At 62.7% G+C, this 19853-nt stretch carries 16 protein-coding genes and 1 riboswitch; of the genes, 2 read left to right on the plus strand and 14 right to left on the minus strand.

What is annotated here, in order from left to right:
- Positions 1 to 10 precede the first annotated feature (10 nt).
- The gene (locus ACP26L_RS27265) at positions 11 to 877 is read right to left on the minus strand and encodes a glycoside hydrolase family 43 protein (RefSeq protein WP_426448135.1); all 867 of its coding nucleotides are present in this window, start codon (positions 875 to 877) and stop codon (positions 11 to 13) included.
- 287 nt (positions 878 to 1164) lie between these two features.
- On the opposite strand from ACP26L_RS27265, the gene ACP26L_RS27270 reads away from it, so the two are divergent.
- On the plus strand, positions 1165 to 1623 hold the full coding sequence (locus tag ACP26L_RS27270; protein ID WP_426448137.1) for a GNAT family N-acetyltransferase: 459 nt from the start codon (positions 1165 to 1167) through the stop codon (positions 1621 to 1623).
- Between the two features lie 54 nt (positions 1624 to 1677).
- On the opposite strand, the gene tenA is transcribed toward ACP26L_RS27270, so the two are convergent.
- The 4 genes from tenA to ACP26L_RS27290 all read right to left on the minus strand — a co-directional run bounded on the left by tenA (position 1678) and on the right by ACP26L_RS27290 (position 7117).
- Complete coding sequence (gene tenA, locus ACP26L_RS27275; protein ID WP_426448139.1) at positions 1678 to 2349, minus strand: thiaminase II; 672 nt, start codon at positions 2347 to 2349, stop codon at positions 1678 to 1680.
- 52 nt (positions 2350 to 2401) lie between these two features.
- A complete protein-coding gene (locus ACP26L_RS27280; protein WP_426455107.1) occupies positions 2402 to 3736 on the minus strand; it encodes an acetylornithine deacetylase in 1335 nt (444 codons plus the stop codon).
- 166 nt (positions 3737 to 3902) lie between these two features.
- Positions 3903 to 4003: riboswitch (TPP riboswitch) on the minus strand.
- 46 nt (positions 4004 to 4049) lie between these two features.
- Complete coding sequence (locus ACP26L_RS27285; RefSeq protein WP_426448141.1) at positions 4050 to 6278, minus strand: ATP-binding cassette domain-containing protein; 2229 nt, start codon at positions 6276 to 6278, stop codon at positions 4050 to 4052.
- Positions 6272 to 7117, minus strand: a complete 846-nt coding sequence (locus tag ACP26L_RS27290) for an ATP-binding cassette domain-containing protein (RefSeq protein ID WP_426448143.1) — start codon at positions 7115 to 7117, stop codon at positions 6272 to 6274. Before ACP26L_RS27290 ends, ACP26L_RS27285 begins: the two co-directional genes overlap by 7 nt.
- Before the next feature lie 110 nt (positions 7118 to 7227).
- Between ACP26L_RS27290 and ACP26L_RS27295 the strand changes: the two genes are divergently transcribed.
- Positions 7228 to 7788, plus strand: a complete 561-nt coding sequence (locus tag ACP26L_RS27295) for a biotin transporter BioY (protein WP_426448145.1) — start codon at positions 7228 to 7230, stop codon at positions 7786 to 7788.
- A 382-nt stretch (positions 7789 to 8170) separates the two neighbouring features.
- Here ACP26L_RS27295 and ACP26L_RS27300 read toward each other — a convergent pair whose 3' ends face one another.
- The 9 genes from ACP26L_RS27300 to rhaI form a co-directional block, all read right to left on the minus strand.
- Positions 8171 to 9124, minus strand: a complete 954-nt coding sequence (locus tag ACP26L_RS27300; protein ID WP_426448147.1) for a family 43 glycosylhydrolase — start codon at positions 9122 to 9124, stop codon at positions 8171 to 8173.
- 248 nt (positions 9125 to 9372) lie between these two features.
- Positions 9373 to 10806 (minus strand): alpha/beta hydrolase, encoded by a 1434-nt coding sequence (locus ACP26L_RS27305; RefSeq protein ID WP_426448149.1) that lies wholly within the window; start codon positions 10804 to 10806, stop codon positions 9373 to 9375.
- Between the two features lie 959 nt (positions 10807 to 11765).
- Positions 11766 to 12518, minus strand: coding sequence for a FadR/GntR family transcriptional regulator (locus ACP26L_RS27310; RefSeq protein WP_426448151.1), 753 nt, complete (start codon positions 12516 to 12518; stop codon positions 11766 to 11768).
- 15 nt (positions 12519 to 12533) lie between these two features.
- Complete coding sequence (locus ACP26L_RS27315) at positions 12534 to 13259, minus strand: LutC/YkgG family protein (RefSeq protein WP_426448153.1); 726 nt, start codon at positions 13257 to 13259, stop codon at positions 12534 to 12536.
- A complete protein-coding gene (locus ACP26L_RS27320) occupies positions 13252 to 14763 on the minus strand; it encodes a LutB/LldF family L-lactate oxidation iron-sulfur protein (protein ID WP_426448155.1) in 1512 nt (503 codons plus the stop codon). The genes ACP26L_RS27315 and ACP26L_RS27320 overlap by 8 nt, the downstream gene beginning before the upstream one ends.
- Positions 14760 to 15488, minus strand: coding sequence for a (Fe-S)-binding protein (locus ACP26L_RS27325; RefSeq protein WP_426448157.1), 729 nt, complete (start codon positions 15486 to 15488; stop codon positions 14760 to 14762). The genes ACP26L_RS27320 and ACP26L_RS27325 overlap by 4 nt, the downstream gene beginning before the upstream one ends.
- A gap of 646 nt (positions 15489 to 16134) precedes the next feature.
- Complete coding sequence (locus ACP26L_RS27330; RefSeq protein ID WP_426448159.1) at positions 16135 to 16893, minus strand: DeoR/GlpR family DNA-binding transcription regulator; 759 nt, start codon at positions 16891 to 16893, stop codon at positions 16135 to 16137.
- Between the two features lie 47 nt (positions 16894 to 16940).
- Positions 16941 to 18413, minus strand: a complete 1473-nt coding sequence (locus ACP26L_RS27335) for a rhamnulokinase (RefSeq protein ID WP_426448161.1) — start codon at positions 18411 to 18413, stop codon at positions 16941 to 16943.
- On the minus strand, positions 18410 to 19630 hold the full coding sequence (gene rhaI / locus ACP26L_RS27340; RefSeq protein ID WP_426455109.1) for an L-rhamnose isomerase: 1221 nt from the start codon (positions 19628 to 19630) through the stop codon (positions 18410 to 18412). Before rhaI ends, ACP26L_RS27335 begins: the two co-directional genes overlap by 4 nt.
- Between the last annotated feature and the right edge of the window lie 223 nt (positions 19631 to 19853).

Raw genomic sequence — 19853 nt, forward strand, 5'->3', positions numbered from 1 at the left:
CCCTCTTCCCTTACAGCAGGCCCGCTGCCCGCAGCTCCTTCACCGGATAGAAAACCGGCCGCTCGTTCGGTGTCCGGTTCGGTTCGTGGATGGTCAGCATCCACTCGCCCTCGAAGGTGCGGAACAGCATGCCATGCCCGCCGTCCTCCTCGAGCAGCCGATCCGCGTCGTGGACCCAAGGGCCCTCTATGCGGCCCGACGCCGAACGGGCCAAGCCGATCGCATAGCCCTTGTCCCCGATGCTCGACCACAGCATGACGAGCTCACCGGATTCCGTGCGGTGCAGGAACGGCCCGTCCGTCACATAGTCCGTCTCCTCCCGGGCATGCCGCGTCCACGGAGCCTCCGAAGCGCGGAACAGCAGCAGAGGCTCGCCCTCGGTGCCCTGCAGATCGCGTGTCAGGCGCACCGCATACATCTCGCCGTCATGCACCTGCAGCCACTCCCGGCAGAAGACCATCCAGGGAGCTCCCTCCTCATCGCGGTACAGCGTGCCGTCAAGGCACTCCCATTCCGCCGGGGTGACGGGTCCTTCGGTCAGCGGCACGAACGGCCCGAGCGGCGAGTCGGCCGCAAGAATCTGCGTGCCCCGGCAGCGGTCCTCCGCCTTGAACGAGGCGAACATATAATAGCGGCCCTCGTAGAGATGCACCTCCGGCGCCCAGAAGTGGCGGTCCGCCCAGAAGCCCTGCTCCGGGCGGAAGGCAGGGAACGGCCCTTCCCACGACTCCAGGTCCCGGCTTCGGAACACGTCGAACCCGGCGCCCGTGCCCTCCCATACATTTTCATCGGTGGTTCCGTAGAGGTAATACAGCCCCTCGCCGTGCACCGGCACCACGAACGGATCACGAATCCGAATTTCATCCCTGCGAAGCATGATTTCATCCTCCTGACATCTGTGCGGCATCGGACGGCTGATCTGTCCGCCCCAGTCTAATCCGACTATAACGAAGCGGCCGTCCTCCGTCCACCCACAGAGCCGACTTCCTTGTTCAAAAAACGGTGTTTCCGATTCTTCCCATCCGGATGTGATTGACAGGTATGATCTGACGCGCGTATCGTGGAACCGTAATGGCAGTCGTTACCACAGCCCTAACTTGATCCCGCTCCGCCATACAAATGACCAATAACCTCATGACCGAAAAAAGGAGACGTGTACGCCTGATGATCGTCCGACTGGATCTAACCGACCCCACAACCGCGCGGAGTCTACTGCAGGTGCAGACCCCTTCCTACCTCGTCGAAGCCGAGCTGATCGGGTTCCACGGCATTCCTGCACTGAAAGACACGGTGGAATCCCTGGCCCAGTCCGGGGAGACCTTCTACGGATCCTTCACCGGGAGCGAGCTGGCCGGAGCCGCAGCCTACGAGCTTGATGGCGATACGATGGAGATCACGAGGCTGGTCGTGCATCCGAAGTTTTTTCGCAGGGGCATTGGGGGCTCCCTTATCCGGTTTCTGCTCGGACTGGACCTTGGGGTGAAGGGGTACCGGGTGAGCACCGGAGCGAAGAACGGGCCGGCCAAGCAGCTTTATACAAATTACGGATTCACGGAAGCCGGGGAGCTGGAGGTCGCCCCGCAGGTGTTCCTTACGCTGCTGGAACGGGGGGCAGGCCGCTAAAAAAGACCTCCCGCATACAGAGCCGCAGGAGGCCTTCTATTGTACCAAGAGGGGTCAGCCCGCCGGCCACATTTGGCCGTGATAGGCCATGTCCCAGAACATGTACTCGTAACGGGTCGTGTTCAGGAAAATCTCCTCGAGCCTCGCCAGCTCCGCTTCGGACCGCCCTTCCGCCAGCTCGTCGAGCAGGCTGATGCACCACCGGGCCAGCGCCCCGAACTCCTCCGAGCTGTACATGCGGATCCACTCGCCGTAATCTTCGTGGTCCGCCGCACCCGGGATCCGGCTCAGCTCCTTGCCGATCTCCCAGTAGCTCCACATGCAGGGCAGCAGGGCGGCGACGAGCTCCGCCAGCGATCCGTTCTGCGCCGCATGAAGCATGTAATGCGAGTAGGCCAGCGTGATCGGCGACGGCTCCGCCGCCTCAAGCTCCTCTTCCGAGATGCCGAAGCGGGCCGCATAAGCACGGTGCAGCGCCATCTCCTCGTGCAGCGTCGAATGCAGCAGGGCGGCGAACTTTTCCATCGTCGCCAGGTCATGCGCCTTCACCGCCCCCAACGCGAAGAGCTTCGCGTAATCGATCAGGTACAGGTAGTCCTGGATCATATAGAAACGGAATTTGTCCCGGTCCAGCGTCCCTGCGCCCATCTCGCGAACGAACGGATGCGAGTGATTTTGCCGCCAGACCCCTTCCAGCCTGCCAAGCAGCCTCTGCGTGAATGTCATCGTTAACCCTCTCCTCGACTCTCGTAATATCGTAGTTTCGTAGTATCGTATGTTACCCCTTGGGCGTATGACCCCACTCGTAGATAAAACGCAGCATCACCTTCGTATAATCGACGAGCTGCCTGACGGATACGCTCTCGTTCACCGCGTGGGCGTTCTGCAGGTCCCCCGGGCCATAGATGGCGGCCGGAATGCCGGCATCGGCGAACCAACCGCCGTCGGTCACGGTAGGCGACACATCCACCACGGCCGGTACGCCGTGCACCCCCTCGTGCGAGCGCTGCAGCAGCCGGACGGCTTCATGGTCCGGATCGACCTCCAGGGACGGGAATACCTCGCCCCGGTCCTCGATCATCGAAGTGCCGCCCCAGCGGAACTCCAGCGGATTCTCGCGCAGCCACGGATCCGCCGCAGCCACCCGCTCCAGATGCTCCTCGATCTCCCGGGCCACCCCTTCATACGTTTCATCCGGATAAAAATGCACCGTGATCCACAGCCGGCACTCGTCGGCAATGAAGGCCGCATGCCGCCCCCCTTCGATCACCGCCGGATTGATCGTGTTCGTGCCGGGCTCGAAGCCCGGATAGCTTTTCATCACGGCCCAATGCCGCTCCAGCTCCTGAAGACCCGCGATGACCTTCATCATCTTCTCGATGGCACTGGCGCCGTGGAGCCCTCCTCCCGCGTGGATCATCCGCTTGCGCGTAGCGTCGTGGTGGGTTCGGGCACTGCGGACCGTCACCCAGCCGGTGATCACGCCGCCCTGGCCCTGGATGTGCAGGTCGCTAGTATCGACCACCACGGCGAAGTCCGCCGTGTATCCGCGCCGGCAGCACTGCAGCGTGCCCGCTTCGCCGACCTCCTCGCCGATCACCGATTGGAAGGTGAGGTCGCCCGGCAGGCGGATCCCCACCTCATGCAGCAGACCGATGGCGAACAAGGCGCCGGCCAGCCCGCCCTTCATATCCGAGGCGCCCCGCCCGATCAGGCGGCCGTCCCGCACTACCGGAGCGAACGGGTCCTGGTCCCACGGCTCGTCCGCCCCGACCTCCGCCACGTCGATATGGCCGTTGACGATAAGGCTCCGGTAGGCATCGGGCTCGGTTCCCTTAAGTACCCCGACGACATTAGGATCGCCGGGATACACGTCCCAGCGGTCGACGGAGAATCCCCGTTCCTCCAGGTAGCTAGCGACGAAGGCCTGGGCCCCCTCCGTATTGCGTGCCGGCGGGGCCGGCGTGCGAAAGGCAATCAGCTTCGAGGCCAGCGCCAGCAGCTCTTCCTCCCGCTGTTCCACCAAGCCGGTTAAATGCTCGAGCGTTTGGTTTGCGGCAGGTTGAAGGCCCGGTGCTCCGGATGTCTCCCCGCCCGGAAGCTCCTGAACCATATCCTTCGGTGTGTTCTTCATTTCCCGGCTTCCCCCTCATGTACAGGTTTGGGGGCGCCTGGCCTTAACGACGATGCAGACCTTAAACCGCAGACAGGACGGCAAAGCAAACAACCGCTCTCCCAAAGGAAAGCGGTTCGTACATCCATGGACACAGGTGTGTGCGGCGGACGGCAGACCACTTCCCTTCGCTGGCATTACCCAGATCAGGTTCAAGGGTTAAGACCTGCGTCTCTCTCAGCCTTGGCGGCACCCCTAGTGTTCCTATCAATATTCCATTGCAAACTCTTTTCTTCCGTCATGGTAGCATACCTTACGCCCAGCCGGCAACCGCAAGAAGTCCCAGAAAAAGGACTCCGGATGCGGCCAGCAGCAGGATGTCCCCCCGGTCCCACCGGATCGGCTCCCTGCGGCGTACGGAAGGCCCCTCGATCCGGCAGCCTCTGGCCTCGAGCGCGAGTGCCAGATCCTCCGCCTGCTTCATCATGGAGAGCAGCAGCGGGATCAGAAAAGGCGGCACGTCCCGCAGCCGGACCTGACCGGGCTTCACCCGCGCGCGTCCCCGGGAGCGGACGATGAGCGACATCCGGCCCATCTCCCGAAACAGCTGGGGAATCATCCGCAGGAGCAGGGCGGCGTACAGGCTGACCGTGCCGACGGGAATACCGACCCGCGACACGAGGCCGAGTACCTGCTCGAGCCCTTGGCGCAGCCCGCGCTGACCCGTCACCCGCACGAAGACGAAGCCGAGCATCATCACCAGCGCCAGATTCGTGAGCTGGAGGAACGTCGCCGAGGCCTGCTCGGCCGAGAATACACCCCCGGCCCCGCCGTCTGCCGCTCCCGGCCCCCACTGCATGCCCGCCAGCAGGCAGGCGAAGAACAGGAAGAGCAGATACGGCCGCAGCGGCTTCAACAGGACAGCCGGCGGCACGCGGAAGCGGACCAGACAGAAGGTCAGCAGCAGGGCTCCGGCTCCGAGGCCGGCCCAGGTGCCCTGGATCAGCATGCCTGCAGACAGCAGCAGGTAGACAATCCACTTCGCCACGGGATGCCGGCGGCGGATCCAGGGATGCACCGGGTCCGGGGGCTCGGTATCCGGCAGTGTCCCGGCTGCGCCGTAGTCCCCCTGCTGGCTGGGGCCGGCAGAGGCAGGAGCGAGATCATCTCGGGGCACAGTGGGCGTCAACAGAGTGGAGGCCCCAGCGGCAGCCGGATGGCCGTGGACAGTGACGGCGGCTGTGACAGGCTCGCAGGCTCTGACGGCAGCCGTTGCCGGAAGATCCGGAAGCACTGCGCCGACAGGTTCTGCCGGCCTGCTTAACCCAGGCCCCTTGGCAGCTGCTGTTTCCGGACGGCCCGGCGTGGGGACGCCAGGAAGGCTGTGGGCTAATCCGGGCGCAGCCGGCTTCAGGGGAGCGTGCTCCCGGCTGTAGGACGCGGCCACGGTGGCGCTGTCCTGCTCTCTGTCATGCATCATGGCAGCCGGAGACCCCTGGCTCCTCCATCTCCGCGGTTCGGTATCCTCCGCTTCCAGGCCGTCCGGTTCCTCACCGTGGGCCCCTGCCGGCCTGCTTAGCCCAGGCACTCCGGGGGCAGCCGCTTCCAGACGGCCTGGTATGGCGGCCTCCCGCGAATCCGGCCCCCAAGCAGCCGGCGCTGCGGCAGCGCCAGGCCCGAGCACTAGGGCGGCCGAAGCCGCCTCCAGGCTGCGCCGGATCGCCGCCGCAGCCGCCGCCGGATCCGCCGGCAGCACACCCGCGCTGACGCCCCGGCATGCCAAGGCTGCCGCAAGCCGCACCGAGGCCGGCAGGCCGACGCCGGCCGCCAGCAGCGGCTCCGGGTCGGCGTACCACGCCTCCGGCGGGCGGTCGCCCGCGACGGCCCCGTCGCGGATGACGATCACGCGGTCGGCCACGGGGAAGAAGGTGTCGAGATCGTGCGAAGCGATCACGACACCTCCTCCTGCCCGCTTGTGGGCCAGCACGGCGTCCAGCAGCGGCGGGATGCCGCCGGGATCGATGCCTGCGGTCGGCTCATCGAGCAGCAGCCACGGCGGCTTGACGGCCAGCGTAACCGCGAGGGCCGCCCGGCGCTTCTGGCCTTCGGAGAGCGTCAGCACCGCTTCCTCCAGCAGTGCTTCGGGCAGTCCCATCGTCCGCATGCCCTCTTCGGTTCTTTGCCGGACCTCTTCCTTGGGCAAACGCAGCGGCCGCAGGGAATAAACGAACTCCCTGCGGAGGGTCTGGGCGAACATCTGCCTCTCGGGATACTGGAAGGAAAAGCCCATGAGCCCGAGCGCATCCTTATGCAGCTTATCCCCTTCCCACAGCGGGGTCTCCCCGTACCGGATCGTCCCGGACGTCAGCGGCGACAGTCCTGCCAGCGCAAGCAGGAGCGTGCTTTTCCCCGCTCCCGTTCTGCCGATGACCAGCGTGATCTCCCCGGGCCGCAGCGTCACATCGGTACTGCGCAGCAGCGGTCTGCGGGAGGCATCCCCCTCCGCATGTACAGCGGCTCCTTGGAGCGATACCGTCAGCATAGGCACACCGCCTCCGCCAGCTCTTCCACCGTCAGCGGCTTGCGCCGAAGCGGCAGGCCGAGCCGCTCCAGCTCCCTCGCGACACGAACGGCATAGGGCGGCTCGAAGCCAAGCCTTTCGCACGGCGTTGTGCCTTCAGCCGACCGCTCGTAGAAAAAAGCGCCCGGCGTGCCGCAGAACACCAGCCGGCCTCCGTCCACAGCGGCTACACGGTCCGCGAAGGAAAGCTCATCGAGCAGCTGCGTGACCCAAACCACGGTCGTCCCCTCCCGGTGCTTGCGCCGTGCCGTCTCGAGCAGCGCCTCCCGCGACAGGGGGTCGAGCATCGAGGTCGCTTCGTCGAACAGCAGCAGCGGGGGACGGAGGGCCAGGCATCCGGCCGCCGCCAGCAGCTGCTTCTGCCCGCCGGACAGCGATTCGACAAGGCGATGGGCCAGCGGAAGCAGTCCGGTATCCCGGAGCGCTTCCTCCACCCGCTCCTCCATCTCTTCGTCGCTCAACCCCATATATTCAAGGCCGAAGCGTACTTCTTCGTAGACGGTTTCGCCGAGCAGGTGCGTGTCCGGGTTCTGAAACACAAGCGGAATGGTGCTTCCCCCGAGCTCCGGAGCAGCGTCCGTACCATGCAGCCGTACCGTTCCGGAAGTGGGCTTATACAATCCCGCCATCGTCCGCGCCAGGGTGCTCTTCCCGCTGCCGTTCGTTCCGGCAACCGCCAGCCATTCCCCCTGCCTGACGGACAGGTTGATATCCTGAAGCAGTACCCGGCTACCATCGGCTGTAGATAAGGTGTATGTAAGGTTCTCCATCCGGAGCAGTACAAATGGCTCTGAGATCATAAGAAAAAACTCTTTTCCGGGTAAGATTCGTGTGATAGAATGCTCATTACATTCATATTGTTAACCAACAATCCATAATCCAAGGTTAACAAAACAAAGGGGAAAGATCAATGAAAACATCCATTTCCATCCGGGGTCTCGTCTTCAGTACGCTGTTCGGCGCGCTGTTTGTCGCGTCGAGCTTTTTCAACATTCATCTCGGCTTCTCCCCGGTGCCCATCTCCTTCCAGAACCTGGTCGTGATGCTCGCCGGCCTCATCCTGGGTCCGGTCTATGGCTTCATCAGCATCGGCCTCGTGGTCCTGCTGACGGCAGCCGGACTTCCGCTGATGCACGGCAGCGGCGGGCCGACCCTCCTCCTCGGCAAGACGGGCGGCTTCATCTGGGCTTATCCTTTCGCAGCGCTGCTGATCGGCTGGGTGAGCGAACGCGTGCAGGGACGCGGAGTCTGGACGTTCGTCCGCCTGTTCCTCGCTGCCGAAGTGTTCGGCTCCCTGCTGCTCTACGTGACCGGCGTGCCTTGGCTCGCTCATGTGGCGAACCTTCCGATGCAGAAGGCCATGGTGGCCGCCTGCTACCCGTTCCTGCCCGGCGATGCCGTCAAAGCTGTGCTGGCCGCACTGATTGCCCTGCAGATCCGGCAGGTATTCCCGGCTTCGCGGCTCCGGTAACGTTTCGGGCTGCATGAGGCTCAGCCGCATACATACCCCAAAAAGCGTTCCGAAAAAAAGCTCCGCTTCGATTCCTAATGGCTGTGGGCATGCCCTGTATGTACAAAGGAACCGGTGCGTCCGCTCAGACTGTCCTAGTTTCTCCGGCTCCACAGCTCCGATCATCCATGGAATGGGAGCCTATCCAAAAAGCCATCCGGGAACGCCCGGATGGCTTCGTTTTTTGTACGCGTTATACACGTTATATTGGATCACGGACAGAAAGCGGTGCAGCAGCACAGACCGTTCCGGCAAGCACAGCCGCATTGGCAGCCCCAGATCATGCAGACGTAGCCGGCCGCCTTGGACCGCCCCTTTTCCTATGGGATGCTCGTGTCCCTCATTACTCCCTGCCGGCCGCCGCCTCTTCCAGGCCCGTCTCGTCCGACAGGTTCAGCACAAATTCCTCGTTCCGGTCACACGTCAGCACGCCGTCTTTTACATGGAGTCTCGCCGCTTGGATGGAGGATCTTCGGCTGTCGTAGGCCTCCTCCGGCGTGCCGTCTTGTCGCCCGGGGTGGGTGAAGTAGAAGATATACGCTTCCTCATCCTGTACGACCACATCGGCATGGAGGCCCATCGTTCCATCGTCTTCCCTCGTTCCTCCCTCGCCGAGGATAAGGCCGCCGCGTTCCCAGTTCTCCAGATCATCCGATCGATAGACACCTTGACCTCTCCATTCGTCGATAACCATCCAATACCAGCCTTTGAAACGAAACACGTTCGGTCCTTCATGCGCCCGGTGGGTCAGCACCGGCCCCACGACCTGCCACTGGAATAGATCCGGGCTGTCCGCCGCATAGGTGTGGGAATGATGAGCTTCGTCCTTGTACCACATCCGGAACCTCCCGTCCGGCATGCGGTAAATGCATGCGTCGATCACCCGGTCGCTCGAGAGCTCCAGCTGCGAGCGGAAGGTCCACTGCAGCAGATCCGGCGAAGTATAGTGGAGCAGATACCTCGGATGCCCCGCCCACTCCTCCGGGATTCCGCGGATATAGCTGACATACATGTGATACAGCCCGTCATGCCAGACGATCTCCGGCGCCCAGAAGGTATTGCGCCCCCATTCGATATCCAGCCCGCTCAGTGTGCCCCGGTACACCCAGCTCTGTCCCCCATCCGAAGAGGAGGCGACGCCGAGATCCGTCCCATGCACCCACGCGACTCCACGCCCAGGGGCGGTGGCCCGGCGGTTGGTATAGATCATCCACCACTCGCGGGCCTCCCGGTTCCATATCAATACGGGATCGGCGGCCCCGTCATAGACCGGATCCCGAAACAGCGGTGCTTTCATTGTAATGTCCTCCTTGGGTTTGAGTTCCATGGAATCCAGTGCCATCTCCGCAGTATTCCGCAAGCTCCGTCCTGCACCGGATTCCGCCCGTGTCCCCATCTTACCGCAGGCGTCCTGCCGCCGGAACCTAAAAATCAGACGCCTTTGTTCAAAACTCCGACATTAGCAGGAATGCAGCTGCAAGGTCAGCAAGATTGGGGCTGGGTTCAGTGGAATCTATATGGAGGTCTGCTCATGGTTTTAGGATGCTACAAGCTGAACAGCTGCCAGTAACCAGCCCATGCGGTGAAAAGCACTACGCCTACAAAAAGCAGCCCGTTCCACATCCGCTTACCTGCTCCGCTCCGCCGACTCCCTTTACGCCAGCTGAATGCATATACCGCCGCCGCCCCGCAGGTGATCACGGCCAGCAGCTGCAGGAGCAGCCAGACCAGCGGCCGGTCGCCCAGGATCGGTGCCACTTGTTTGGCTCCGCTGCCCATGAGCCAGCCGAAGTAGACGGTGAACCCCAGCACGGTCAGCAGTCCGGAGCCCGCCGCCAGTCCGCCGGCCCCGAACCTGGGCCCGGTATCGCCGGAAGCCGCCCCCTCCCGGCGAAGAGCACCTGCCCGCCGCAGGAAGGCTATCCAGCATCCAAGGAACAAGATGATGAGCAGCAGCATTGAGCCCAGCTGGACCCACGCCGTTTGATACCAGGTCATGCTGCTCAGTCCCGGCTTGGACAGATGCTCCTGCTGCGGCAAGTCGCCGGCTATCTGCGGTCCGCCGGCCTGGCCGGAGGTGACACTCTTGACCCAGGAGGTCATGGTATCCGCATAACCGGCCGGAAACGCTTCCGTCTGCGTAACTCCGTCAGGCGCAGAGCGCAGATTATGGCCGGCCCGATCAAAGAAGCGGTAGGAGGCGGATTCGGACTTGTGCAGCGCCTGCTTCAGAAGACCGTAGCTTTCGAGCGGCGGTTCTATGCGGTCCTGTCTTCCCCAGATTGCGAGCACCGGCTGCTTCACTCCCTCGAAGGCCGGCAGGGGATTATAATCGGCTTCGGCGAACATGCCGGCGGAGACGGCCAGCCGGAGTGCACGGTCGGAGAGGGCTTCCACGACGCCCGGACTGCTCACTCCCTGCCCCTGCAGCCGGTTGACGAGCTGCCAGGACTGCTGCCGGACCGGAGCAACGCCCGAAGCCCCCACGGTGATGAGAAAATCCGCCCGGTCCGAACGCGAAGCGGCCAGGGATGCGACCCACGCCCCCTCGCTGATCCCCCAGAGCCCGATGTGCTCCGGATTCAGGCCTGGATGTGAGCGCATTGCCTCCACGGCCGCCGCCGCATCGGTAGCGAGCAGATCATAGGACCGCCCTCCGCTGCGGGATGAGGCGAAGCCGTCCTTGCGCTTATCGTAGATAAACGCAGCAATGCCCGCCCTTGCAAAGAGCTCCGCCTCCCCCCGGTACTTCTCCCTGTTCACCGCATTAGAGCCGTGAACCAGCACAACGGCCGGATGCGGCTCCGGCGTATCCGGAAGCAGCAGCGTACCGTTCAGTGTGAGGCCTTCACTTGTGAACTGCACTGCCTCCTCCGTCCACTGCGCTTGCTGCTGCTCTGCCTGCACGCTTGGAAGCGTGCCCAGCAGCAGCATGACCACCGCCATCATGCTGAGCAGTGCCTTCCTGATGACGGACACGCTCCTTCGGCCGCGCAAGTTTGTTGGCGCTTCGTTTTGGGGCGCCTGATTCATACGTATCGGCATGGGTGTTCCTTCCTCTCTGTACCGGGAAAGTTCCCGCTTCTTTCCATCAGCATACAGGCAAGGAAGGCAGAGGGTAACGAACCTGGGGAGGGGAGGCCACCTGGACCCAGGTCGCGTGAGGCGCTGGACTTGGTTTTCGGGGTATCGATTCACCATGGACTGGGGGCAGGTCATACGGGCTCATATAAGCCATACAGCTGCAGTCCGCCGGCCTGCAACTCATAAGGCGCTTGCGGCTTCGTATCCTGCGCCGTGTCGTATGCGGTTCTTACAGGAGTCTCTCCGGCCTCACCTTCTGGCCGATAAGTACGAATGTCCTCACTCCAACTCCCTTTTCCTTATGGCAGGTAGGCCTGGAGCGGCATTCCCCCTCCTTGTGCTTCAAACAGCTGCTCCATCTGATGAGAATCATCGCTAAATCAACCCAGCAGCCCCAATCGGCCAGTTATCTGATGAATCATATCAGATAGCACAACCAAACACCTCCACCGGGGCAATTCACGATTTTTTATGATGTTTTATATCATAAACCCCGGGTTTCTGAACATGTCCGCTGCTTATATGATGATTTTCATCCGATACTCGGATTCCGATTACCACGCATACGACGGACCGAAGCTGCCCCGAAGCCCCACCCTGCTGCAGCCACTTCAAAAAGCCCGCTTCTCCCAATATACAGCTCCTGAAGCTCCGGCAAAGATTCAGCGGCCCCTATCCATTCCAACATTTATAAAAATGCACCTTATCCCCCTTCCCCACATCACCCGGCCTCACCCGATAACAAAAACACAAAATACCCTGCCCAACGCCATCTCCAGCGTACAAGCAGGGTGCTTCGTTTCGGTCCAACTGCTGCATACGGGTCTCCAAGCTCGCTCCGTCAGAGTCCGCGTCTACCCGTCCGTCAAAAAAGCCTCCATATGCTCCAGGTGCAGCCGCATCCCCTGGACGGCACGGTCCTGGTCGTGCGCAGCGACCGCGGCGTAGATCGCGGCATGCTCCTCCAGCAGCTGCCGCGAAATGCCCTCGCTGCTGCTGCGTTCCTGCACGGATGGACCGGCTGCCGGCTCCCGGCGCGTGCCCGCTATCGCCGCGTGCAGCGGCACCGCGATCGATTCGAACACGTGCAGCAACACCGGATTCTGGCCGGCACGGGCCAGCGCCGTGTGGAAGCGCAGGTCCGCCTCGTCCGCTTCCGCGCCGCAGGCAGCAGCGCGCTCCATGTCCGCCAGCGCCTCGCGCAGCCGCTCGAGGTCTGCGTCCGTCCGCTTGGCGGCAGCAAGCGCGGCGTTGGATACCTCGAGCATGCTGCGGGCCTCGAGCATGTGCGCCAGCGCGGTGCGGTCCAGGGTCAGCGCAGCCGGGGAGTGCCCCGGCGCACTCGCCGCCGAAGCTCCCGTCTCGCCCCTGCCGATCACCCGGCAGGCGCCGCCCTGGCGGATCTCGATCAACCCCATCGCCTTCAGGGCGCTGAGCGCTTCGCGCGTCACGGAGCGGGAGACGCCGAAGCGCTCGGACATCTCCTTCGTGGATGGCAGCCGGTCTCCGGCCTCCAGCCGTCCCTGCAGAATCTGCGCCTTGAGCTGCTCGGTCACTTCTTCATAATGGCTGCGCCTCGGCACAGGCGTCACTGGCGTTCCGTTCATGCGCTAAGTCCTCCTCTAGCCGACGAGCAGGGCGTAGACGATCCCCGGTCCATGAACGCCTATCGTGAGGTCATTCTCGATATCCGCCGAGCGGCTCGGGCCGGAGATAAAATGAATCCCCGCCGGCAGCGCTTCGCGCCCCGCCGCATCGAAATTCACAAGAATCTCGCCCAGTCTCGTTTTCAGCCGCTCCACCGGGATGATCACGAACAGCACCGTAGGCAGCAGGCTGACGGAGCGGCCTTTTTGCTCCGCCGACAGCACCGTGACCGAGCCCGTATAAGCCGCCGCATAGTCCGCCATCACTACGCCGAAGTCCGCTTCCGCGGCACGGGCCTTCCAGTTCTCCCCCGCATCCGTGTTCCAGACGGATACCTGCGCCTGCGGCAGGGCCGCTTCCAGGCCAAGCCCATCCAGCTCCGGCTGGTTCTGCCGGACGACATACTTGGCACCTGTCTCGGCCGCTTTGTCCGCGATAAAGCGCGTCACGTCCTCCATGCCCGAGAGCCGCTCGACATGTCCGCCGACGCTCCGGAAGTTCTCCGTGAACCGCTCGATCCGCTCTTCCGTCGGCCACTCGAACTCCCGCCAGAATTCCGGCGCCCCGATCACGGGGCGGACCGGCTTTTGCGTCACCTGCGGGCGTCCCAGCTTCTGGGCGATGCCGCCGATGAACCGCTTCTGCTTCGCCTTCGATTCCTCTTCCATCCGCTGCAGCCACTGTGCATGCGTCTCAGCCATGTCCGTGTCCTCCCTTGCTGCGCTGCTTCACGATCGCTTCCATCCGACTCTTCACGGCCGGGTCCATCTCCTGCAGCCCGCTGCGTATCTCCGCCTCAAGGGTGCCCCACTGCTCCCGAAACGACTGCTTCGGCAGCGTCGGCGTCACGCGGTACGTGTTCCAGCCCTTGAGCGGGCCGATCTTGATACGGATGCCGCCGTCGCGAGCGACGAGCTTCTGGCCCAGCTTGCCGAGCTTCAGCGCCGTCTTCATCCGCAGCGAATCCCCGGCCAGGGCGGCGAAGCCCTTCATCCCGATCGTCTCCATCCGGTTGTCGTGGCCGGCCTCCACCTTGCGGCGGCGCAGGGAGACGAGCATGTCATGCAGCGGGATCTTCACCGGGCAGGCTTCGTAGCAGGCTCCGCACAGGCTCGACGCGTTGGCGATGTCGTCCCACTCCGCCACGTTCTTCTTCAGCGCCGGCGTGAGCACCGCCCCGATCGGCCCGCTGTACGTGCCGCCGTAGGCATGGCCGCCGATATGACGGTACACCGGGCAGGCGTTCAGGCAGGCTCCGCAGCGGATGCAGTTCAGCAGCTCCTGGAACTCGGGGTCGCCGAGCTGCAGGGAGCGGCCGTTGTCGACGATGATGATGTGCATCTCCTCCGGTCCGTCCGCATCCTTGCTGCGGCGCGGGCCCGTGATGCCCGACATGTAGACGGTCAGCTTTTGGCCCGTCGCGGATCGCGGAAGCAGCGTCGCCATGACTTCGAGGTCCGTCCACGAAGGAATGATGCGCTCCATCCCCATCAGCGTGATCTGCGTCTTGGGCACGGTGGAGACCATCCGTGCGTTCCCCTCATTTTCGAAGAGCACCATGGACCCGGTCTCCGCGATCGCAAAGTTGCAGCCCGTCATGCCGATGTCGGCTTCGAGGAATTTCTCGCGCAGCTTCTTGCGCACGAACCCGGCCAGAATGGACGTATCCGGCGGCAGCGTCTCGCCAGCTTCCTTCGACAGCAGTTCCGCGATCTGGTGCCGGTTCTTGTGGATCGCCGGGATGATGATGTGCGACGGCGTCTCGCCGGCCAGCTGGATGATGTACTCCCCGAGGTCCGTCTCGACCGCTTCCACACCGATTCCCTCGAGCGCATGGTTCAGGTGCAGCTCCTCGGTGACCATCGATTTCGATTTCACGACCGACTTCGCCGATTTATTCTCGGCGATCTGCAGCGCAATCTTGACGGCTTCCTCTCCCGTATCCGCAAAATGCACATGCACCCCGTTCGCCCGCGCATTGTCCGCGAACAGGTTCAGGTAATAATCCAGATGCGCGATCGTATGCAGACGGATCTGCCGCCCGCGTTCCCGCCACTCGTCCCAGTTGCCGTGGTCCGCAGAGGCGTTCTTTTTGCCGAGTCTCAGCCGCTCCGTTGTGAACTTGACCGCCTTGCGCAGAAATTCATCGTTGAGCGCAAGCTCCGCTCTCTCCTTAACCGTTCCATTCGCCTTGGCTGCACTCATGCGCCCTTCACCCCTTCATACAGCAGCTCCGCCAGGTGCATCACCCGAACGGGTTCTCCCCGGTACCGCAGGTTGCCGGCAATGTTCATCAGGCAGGCCATGTCGAGACCCACCAGCACTTCCGCTTCCGTCTCCTTGATGTGGTCGACCTTCTCGGTCACCATCGCGCCTGAGATATCCGCCATCTTCACCGCGAATGTACCGCCGAACCCGCAGCAGTCCTCGGCAAAAGGCAGCGGAACAAACTCCAGCCCCTTCACGTTCTCGAGCAGCACCAGCGGCTCCTCCTTCACGCCGAGCAGCCGGCTGCCGTGACAGGACGGATGGTAAGTCACCTTGCGCGGGAACTTCGCTCCGAGATCCTTCACGCCGAGCACCTGCACTAGGAATTGGGTGAACTCGTAGGTTTTCTGCTGCAGCTTCTCTGCCTTCTCGAGCAGTACCGGATCGTCCTTGAACAGCTGCGAATAGTGGTGGATCATGTACGTGCAGGAACCCGAGGGCGCAATCACAAAATCGCTGTCTTCAAACGCCGCCAGGATCGTCTTGGCGGATGCGCGAGCCTCGTCCCAGTAGCCGCTGTTATACGCGGGCTGTCCGCAGCAGGTCTGCACGGTCGGGAACTCCAGGCTGACGCCGTACCGGGCCAGCAGACGGACCATCGCCTCCCCCACAGGAGGGAATAAGGCATCGCTCAAGCATGTGATAAACAAGGAAACTTTCATCGTGCACCTCTCGCGCTATAAGGATTTTGGAATGGAATAGGAGAATCTGGTTGGTGTAAAAGATGGGGCTGAGCCATACAGCCTATAGTTATCAGGTTATCAGACAAGTTGGATAAAAAACAGAGCCAATTGTAAAAAAGTTCGGCTCTTCTCTGGGAAGAAGCCTTTCCTGAAGGAAGAAAAAGGAGAGCGGATCCGGCTAACGCGGATTCTCCGTCTTAGCGCGGTCATTTCGATGCGCTGCGCTTCCCGAACACGGATTTACCGCCTTACTGGTCGCATCACGGGCCATCATCGGCGCCTCGGCTCCTGCTAACGCGGATTTCCCGCCTTAGCGCGGGCATTTCGATGCGCTGCGCTTCCCGAACACGGATTTTCTGCCTTACTGGACGCACAAGGGGCCATCGTCGGCGCTTCCGTTTCCGCCTTAGCGCGGAAAATGCAGCTCCGTCTGGTCCAGCCTTCGCTACCCGGAACTCGCTTCCGCCCCCGCTTCCCGCGCCCGGCGCAGCAGCTCTCGTCTTCGTCCCGCTTCCTCCCGGCCTCAGCGATCCAGCCTCCGGTCACCCGCGCCAAGCCGGCCCCGATCTCGCGCCCTTTCTTCCGTCCGCTCCAAGAAAAGCTTCTTCCCAGCCCGCATTCCTGCCTACACAATCGTCACAGGCAGCCCCTTCTCCCGCAGCTGTGCCACCGCATCCTCGCCTAATCGGCGGTCGGTGATCATCGCGTGCACGCCGCTGAGCTCGGCCACTTGTGTGAACGCGCGAACGCCGAACTTGCTCGCATCGGCGAGGAGGATCACCTCGTCGGCGATGTCGATCATCCGCTGCTTCACGCGGGCCTGCAGCTCGTTCGACTCGGAGATGCCCCGCTCGAGATGAACGCCTTTGCAGGAGAGAAAGAGCTTGTCGACGTGATACGCCTCGAGGGACCGCTCGGCCAGCGGGCCGACATAAGACAGCGAGCGCTTAGCCAGCTGCCCCCCGGTGCAGATCACTTCGACCTTCTCTTTGGAGCTGAGCTCCGTCGCGACCCGGATCGAATTGGTCAGGACCGTCAGCGGAAAGTCGGGCAGGTAAGAGGCCATATACCAAGCGGTTGTGCTGGCGTCGAGCAGAACGCGGTCATGGGGCTGGATCAACAGCACAGCCTCCTGGGCGATGCGCCGCTTCTCTTCGGCGTGCATCACTTCCCGCTCGGCGTAAGGAATCTCCCCCTGCTGCTCCTTGACGGAGACGGCACCCCCGTGGGAGCGTTTGAGCCGCCCGGCCGCTTCGAGCCGGTCCAGGTCGCGGCGGATCGTCTCCTCCGTCACCTGGCACAGCTCGCTGAGCTCGGAGACCCGGATGCTTCCTCTTTCGTTGACCAACGCCACTATTTTCTCGTACCTCTCAGCCACCAGCATAAGCCGCCCTCTTTTCCTGTCCATATTGCAAAGCTTCCGTCCGTCCGTTAGTCCGCCAGTCCGGCGATCCTCCGGAAGGTGCCGTACGCTTCTTCCCACGCTTCGCCGTCCTGCGGTTCGTACACCGTAACCGGGAACGAGTCGCGGATGACCCGGCGCGCTTCCCAGATGTCCGAGAACTCGCCGCGGGCGATCCACTGCACCGCCAGATTGCCGATCGCGCTGCCTTCCGCAGGGCCCGCCCACACAGGCCTCTTGATCGCATTCGCGGACCACTGGCACAGCAGCGCATTCTGGATGCCGCCGCCCACCATATGAAGCCCGCCGAACTGCTGTTCTGACAAAGTCTCGGTCAGCTCCAGCACATAACGGTATTTTAACGCCAGACTCTCCAAAATACAACGAACAACCTCACCCGGACCCTCCGGCGCACGCTGCCCCGTCCGGGCGCAGTACTCGCGGATGCGCGGCGTCATGTCGCCGGGATGGAGGAACAAGCCGTCGTCCGGATCGATGAACGCTCCGAAGGCCGGCGCCTCTCCGGCCAGCTTCACTAGCTCGGGGAAGGAGTATTCTCTGCCCGCCCGGTCCCACTCGCGCTTCGTCTCCTGCAGAATCCACAGGCCCATGATGTTCTTGAGCAGCCGGTACGTCCGCCCCACGCCGCCTTCGTTCGTGAAGTTGTACTTCTGCGACAGCTCGTTAATAACCGGGCGGTCCACCTCGGTGCCCATCAGCGACCAGGTGCCGCAGCTCAGGTAGGCAAAAGACCGCTCCGTCGCCGGCACCGCCGCAACCGCCGAGCCCGTATCGTGCTCCGCCACCGCGATGACAGGAATGCGCGGAAGGCCCAGCGTCTCGCTCACCGAGGAGCGGAGCTGTCCGGCGCTTGCTCCCGGATCGGCAATGGGGCCGAACCACGAAGACGGGATCCCGATGCCTGCAAGCAGGTCCGCATCCCACCCGCCGGTCAGCGGGTTGTAGAACTGGGTTGTCGTGGCGTTCGAGAACTCGTTCAGCGCCTCGCCCGTCAGGAAATAGCGGAGCAGGTCGGGAATCATCAGGAAACGCTCGGCGCTTGCGAGAAGCGGAGAGTCCGCTTCCTTCAGGGCCGCCAGCTGGTACAGCGTGTTGAACGGCAGGAACTGGATGCCGGTCTTCCCGAAGATCGTCTGCTCCCCAAGCCGTGCAGCTACCCGTTCCATCACACCGTCAGTGTGATGATCCCGGTAATGGTACGGGTTGCCGAGCAGCTCGCCATTGCGGTCCAGCAGACCGAAGTCTACCGCCCAGGAGTCAATCCCGATGCTCTCCGGCGTCTCGCCCTTGTGCTTGGCCTTCAGCAGGCCCTGCTGGATCTCATGGTACAGACGGAGAATGTCCCACTGCAGCCGGGAGCCGACTGCCACCGGGTCGTTGCCGAATCGGTGGATCTCCTCTACCTCGATCCTCCCGCCGATGAGGCGGCCGAGCAGCGCTCTGCCGCTGCTCGCCCCAAGGTCGAATGCGAGAATACTCACCAGCTCGCACCGCCCTTGCCTCTCACCAGGATGTCCTTGCCGTAGGAGCTGCTCAGGTACGCTTTCATCGGATCGACCGGCAGCCCTTGCTCTTCACGCAGCGCATACAGCAGCGGAGTCACGTCGAATTCGAACGCGCGGCGTACCGCATCTTCCGCGCCGAGCACATCGCCGCGCAGCTGCGCCTCTTCCACTTCCGCGTGGTTGATGAGCAGCGCTTTGGCATACTGCGTCTGCACGTTGAGGACGGAGCGGAGCATGGCCGGGATTTTCTGCTCGATGTTGTGCGACTGGTCGATCATGTATGCGATGTTGTCAACGGTGCTGCGGATCTTCGCATCGTCGTCGTTAGCGGCGTTCAGGATCTGGTAGAAGATCAGGAACAGCTCGTACGGGTTGACGGAGCCGACCACGAGATCGTCATCCGCATACTTGCGGGAGTTGAAGTGGAAGCCGCCGAGACGGTTCTCGTCGATCAGGTAAGCGACGATATGCTCGATGTTCGCGCCCGGCAGGTGGTGGCCGGTGTCCACGAGCACTTCCGCCTGCGGTCCGAGCTTCAGCGCATAGTTATACGCCATGCCCCAGTCCGCGATGTCCGTGTGGTAGAACGCAGGCTCAAAGCATTTGTACTCGATGAGCATGCGCATCTCCGGCGTCATCGCCTTGTACATCTCGTTCAGCGCTTCGAACATCCATGCCTTGCGCTTGCGGATATCTCCCTGGCCCGGATAGTTCGTGCCGTCGGCGAACCACAGGCTGAGGTCGCGCGAGCCGGTTTCCTTGGCAATGTCCACACACTCGAGGAGGTGATCGGTCGCCTTGCGGCGCACGGCCGGATCAGCATTCGTCACGCTGCCGAGCATATAGTCTTCCTCTTGGAACAGGTTCGGGTTCACGGCGCCGATCTTCAGCCCTAGGCTCTCGGCGTGGTTGCGGAGCTTGCCGTAGTCCTCAACCTTATCCCACGGGATATGGATCGCAACGGACGGACAGAGGCCGGTCAGCCCGTGCACCTGAGCCGCATCCTCGAACTTCTCGAACGGGTTGCGCGGCACGCCTTCCTTCTGGAACACCTTGAAGCGGGTGCCCGAATCCCCGTAGCCCCAGGACGGCGTCTCGATGTGGAGCGCTTTCAAACGTTTTTTGACTTCCTCCAGGTTGATGCCTCTGGCTTGCTGCTGCTCTTCAAATAATGCGTAGGCGCGGTCGGACACGTTCAACACCCTTTCTTCATCTCATATGCGATAGCCCTTAGGGGCAGCTTTATCTTTCGTATTGGGTTACAGCGGACTTGGACGCAAATAGAGGAACGGAGATGCGCTATGGCCCTCATTTGCACAGCCTCCTTGAAAATAACGGAACTCAGATGCGTTATCCTCACCGATCTCCGGCAAAACGGACCGTTTGCAGGGCGATAAGATACCTGAGTTCCGCTAT

It is taken from the genome of Paenibacillus sp. S-38, from assembly GCF_049942825.1.
Classification (GTDB): domain Bacteria; phylum Bacillota; class Bacilli; order Paenibacillales; family NBRC-103111; genus Paenibacillus_G.

Excerpts from the sequence above, each read along its gene's own strand:
- ACP26L_RS27265 (WP_426448135.1), bottom strand. The coding sequence starts at position 877 with ATGCTTCGCAGGGATGAAATTCGGATTCGTGATCCGTTCGTGGTGCCG.
- ACP26L_RS27270 (WP_426448137.1), top strand. The coding sequence starts at position 1,165 with ATGATCGTCCGACTGGATCTAACCGACCCCACAACCGCGCGGAGTCTA.
- tenA (WP_426448139.1), bottom strand. The coding sequence starts at position 2,349 with ATGACATTCACGCAGAGGCTGCTTGGCAGGCTGGAAGGGGTCTGGCGG.
- ACP26L_RS27280 (WP_426455107.1), bottom strand. The coding sequence starts at position 3,736 with ATGGTTCAGGAGCTTCCGGGCGGGGAGACATCCGGAGCACCGGGCCTT.
- ACP26L_RS27285 (WP_426448141.1), bottom strand. The coding sequence starts at position 6,278 with ATGCTGACGGTATCGCTCCAAGGAGCCGCTGTACATGCGGAGGGGGAT.
- ACP26L_RS27290 (WP_426448143.1), bottom strand. The coding sequence starts at position 7,117 with ATGATCTCAGAGCCATTTGTACTGCTCCGGATGGAGAACCTTACATAC.
- ACP26L_RS27295 (WP_426448145.1), top strand. The coding sequence starts at position 7,228 with ATGAAAACATCCATTTCCATCCGGGGTCTCGTCTTCAGTACGCTGTTC.
- ACP26L_RS27300 (WP_426448147.1), bottom strand. The coding sequence starts at position 9,124 with ATGAAAGCACCGCTGTTTCGGGATCCGGTCTATGACGGGGCCGCCGAT.
- ACP26L_RS27310 (WP_426448151.1), bottom strand. The coding sequence starts at position 12,518 with ATGAACGGAACGCCAGTGACGCCTGTGCCGAGGCGCAGCCATTATGAA.
- ACP26L_RS27315 (WP_426448153.1), bottom strand. The coding sequence starts at position 13,259 with ATGGCTGAGACGCATGCACAGTGGCTGCAGCGGATGGAAGAGGAATCG.
- ACP26L_RS27320 (WP_426448155.1), bottom strand. The coding sequence starts at position 14,763 with ATGAGTGCAGCCAAGGCGAATGGAACGGTTAAGGAGAGAGCGGAGCTT.
- ACP26L_RS27325 (WP_426448157.1), bottom strand. The coding sequence starts at position 15,488 with ATGAAAGTTTCCTTGTTTATCACATGCTTGAGCGATGCCTTATTCCCT.
- ACP26L_RS27330 (WP_426448159.1), bottom strand. The coding sequence starts at position 16,893 with ATGCTGGTGGCTGAGAGGTACGAGAAAATAGTGGCGTTGGTCAACGAA.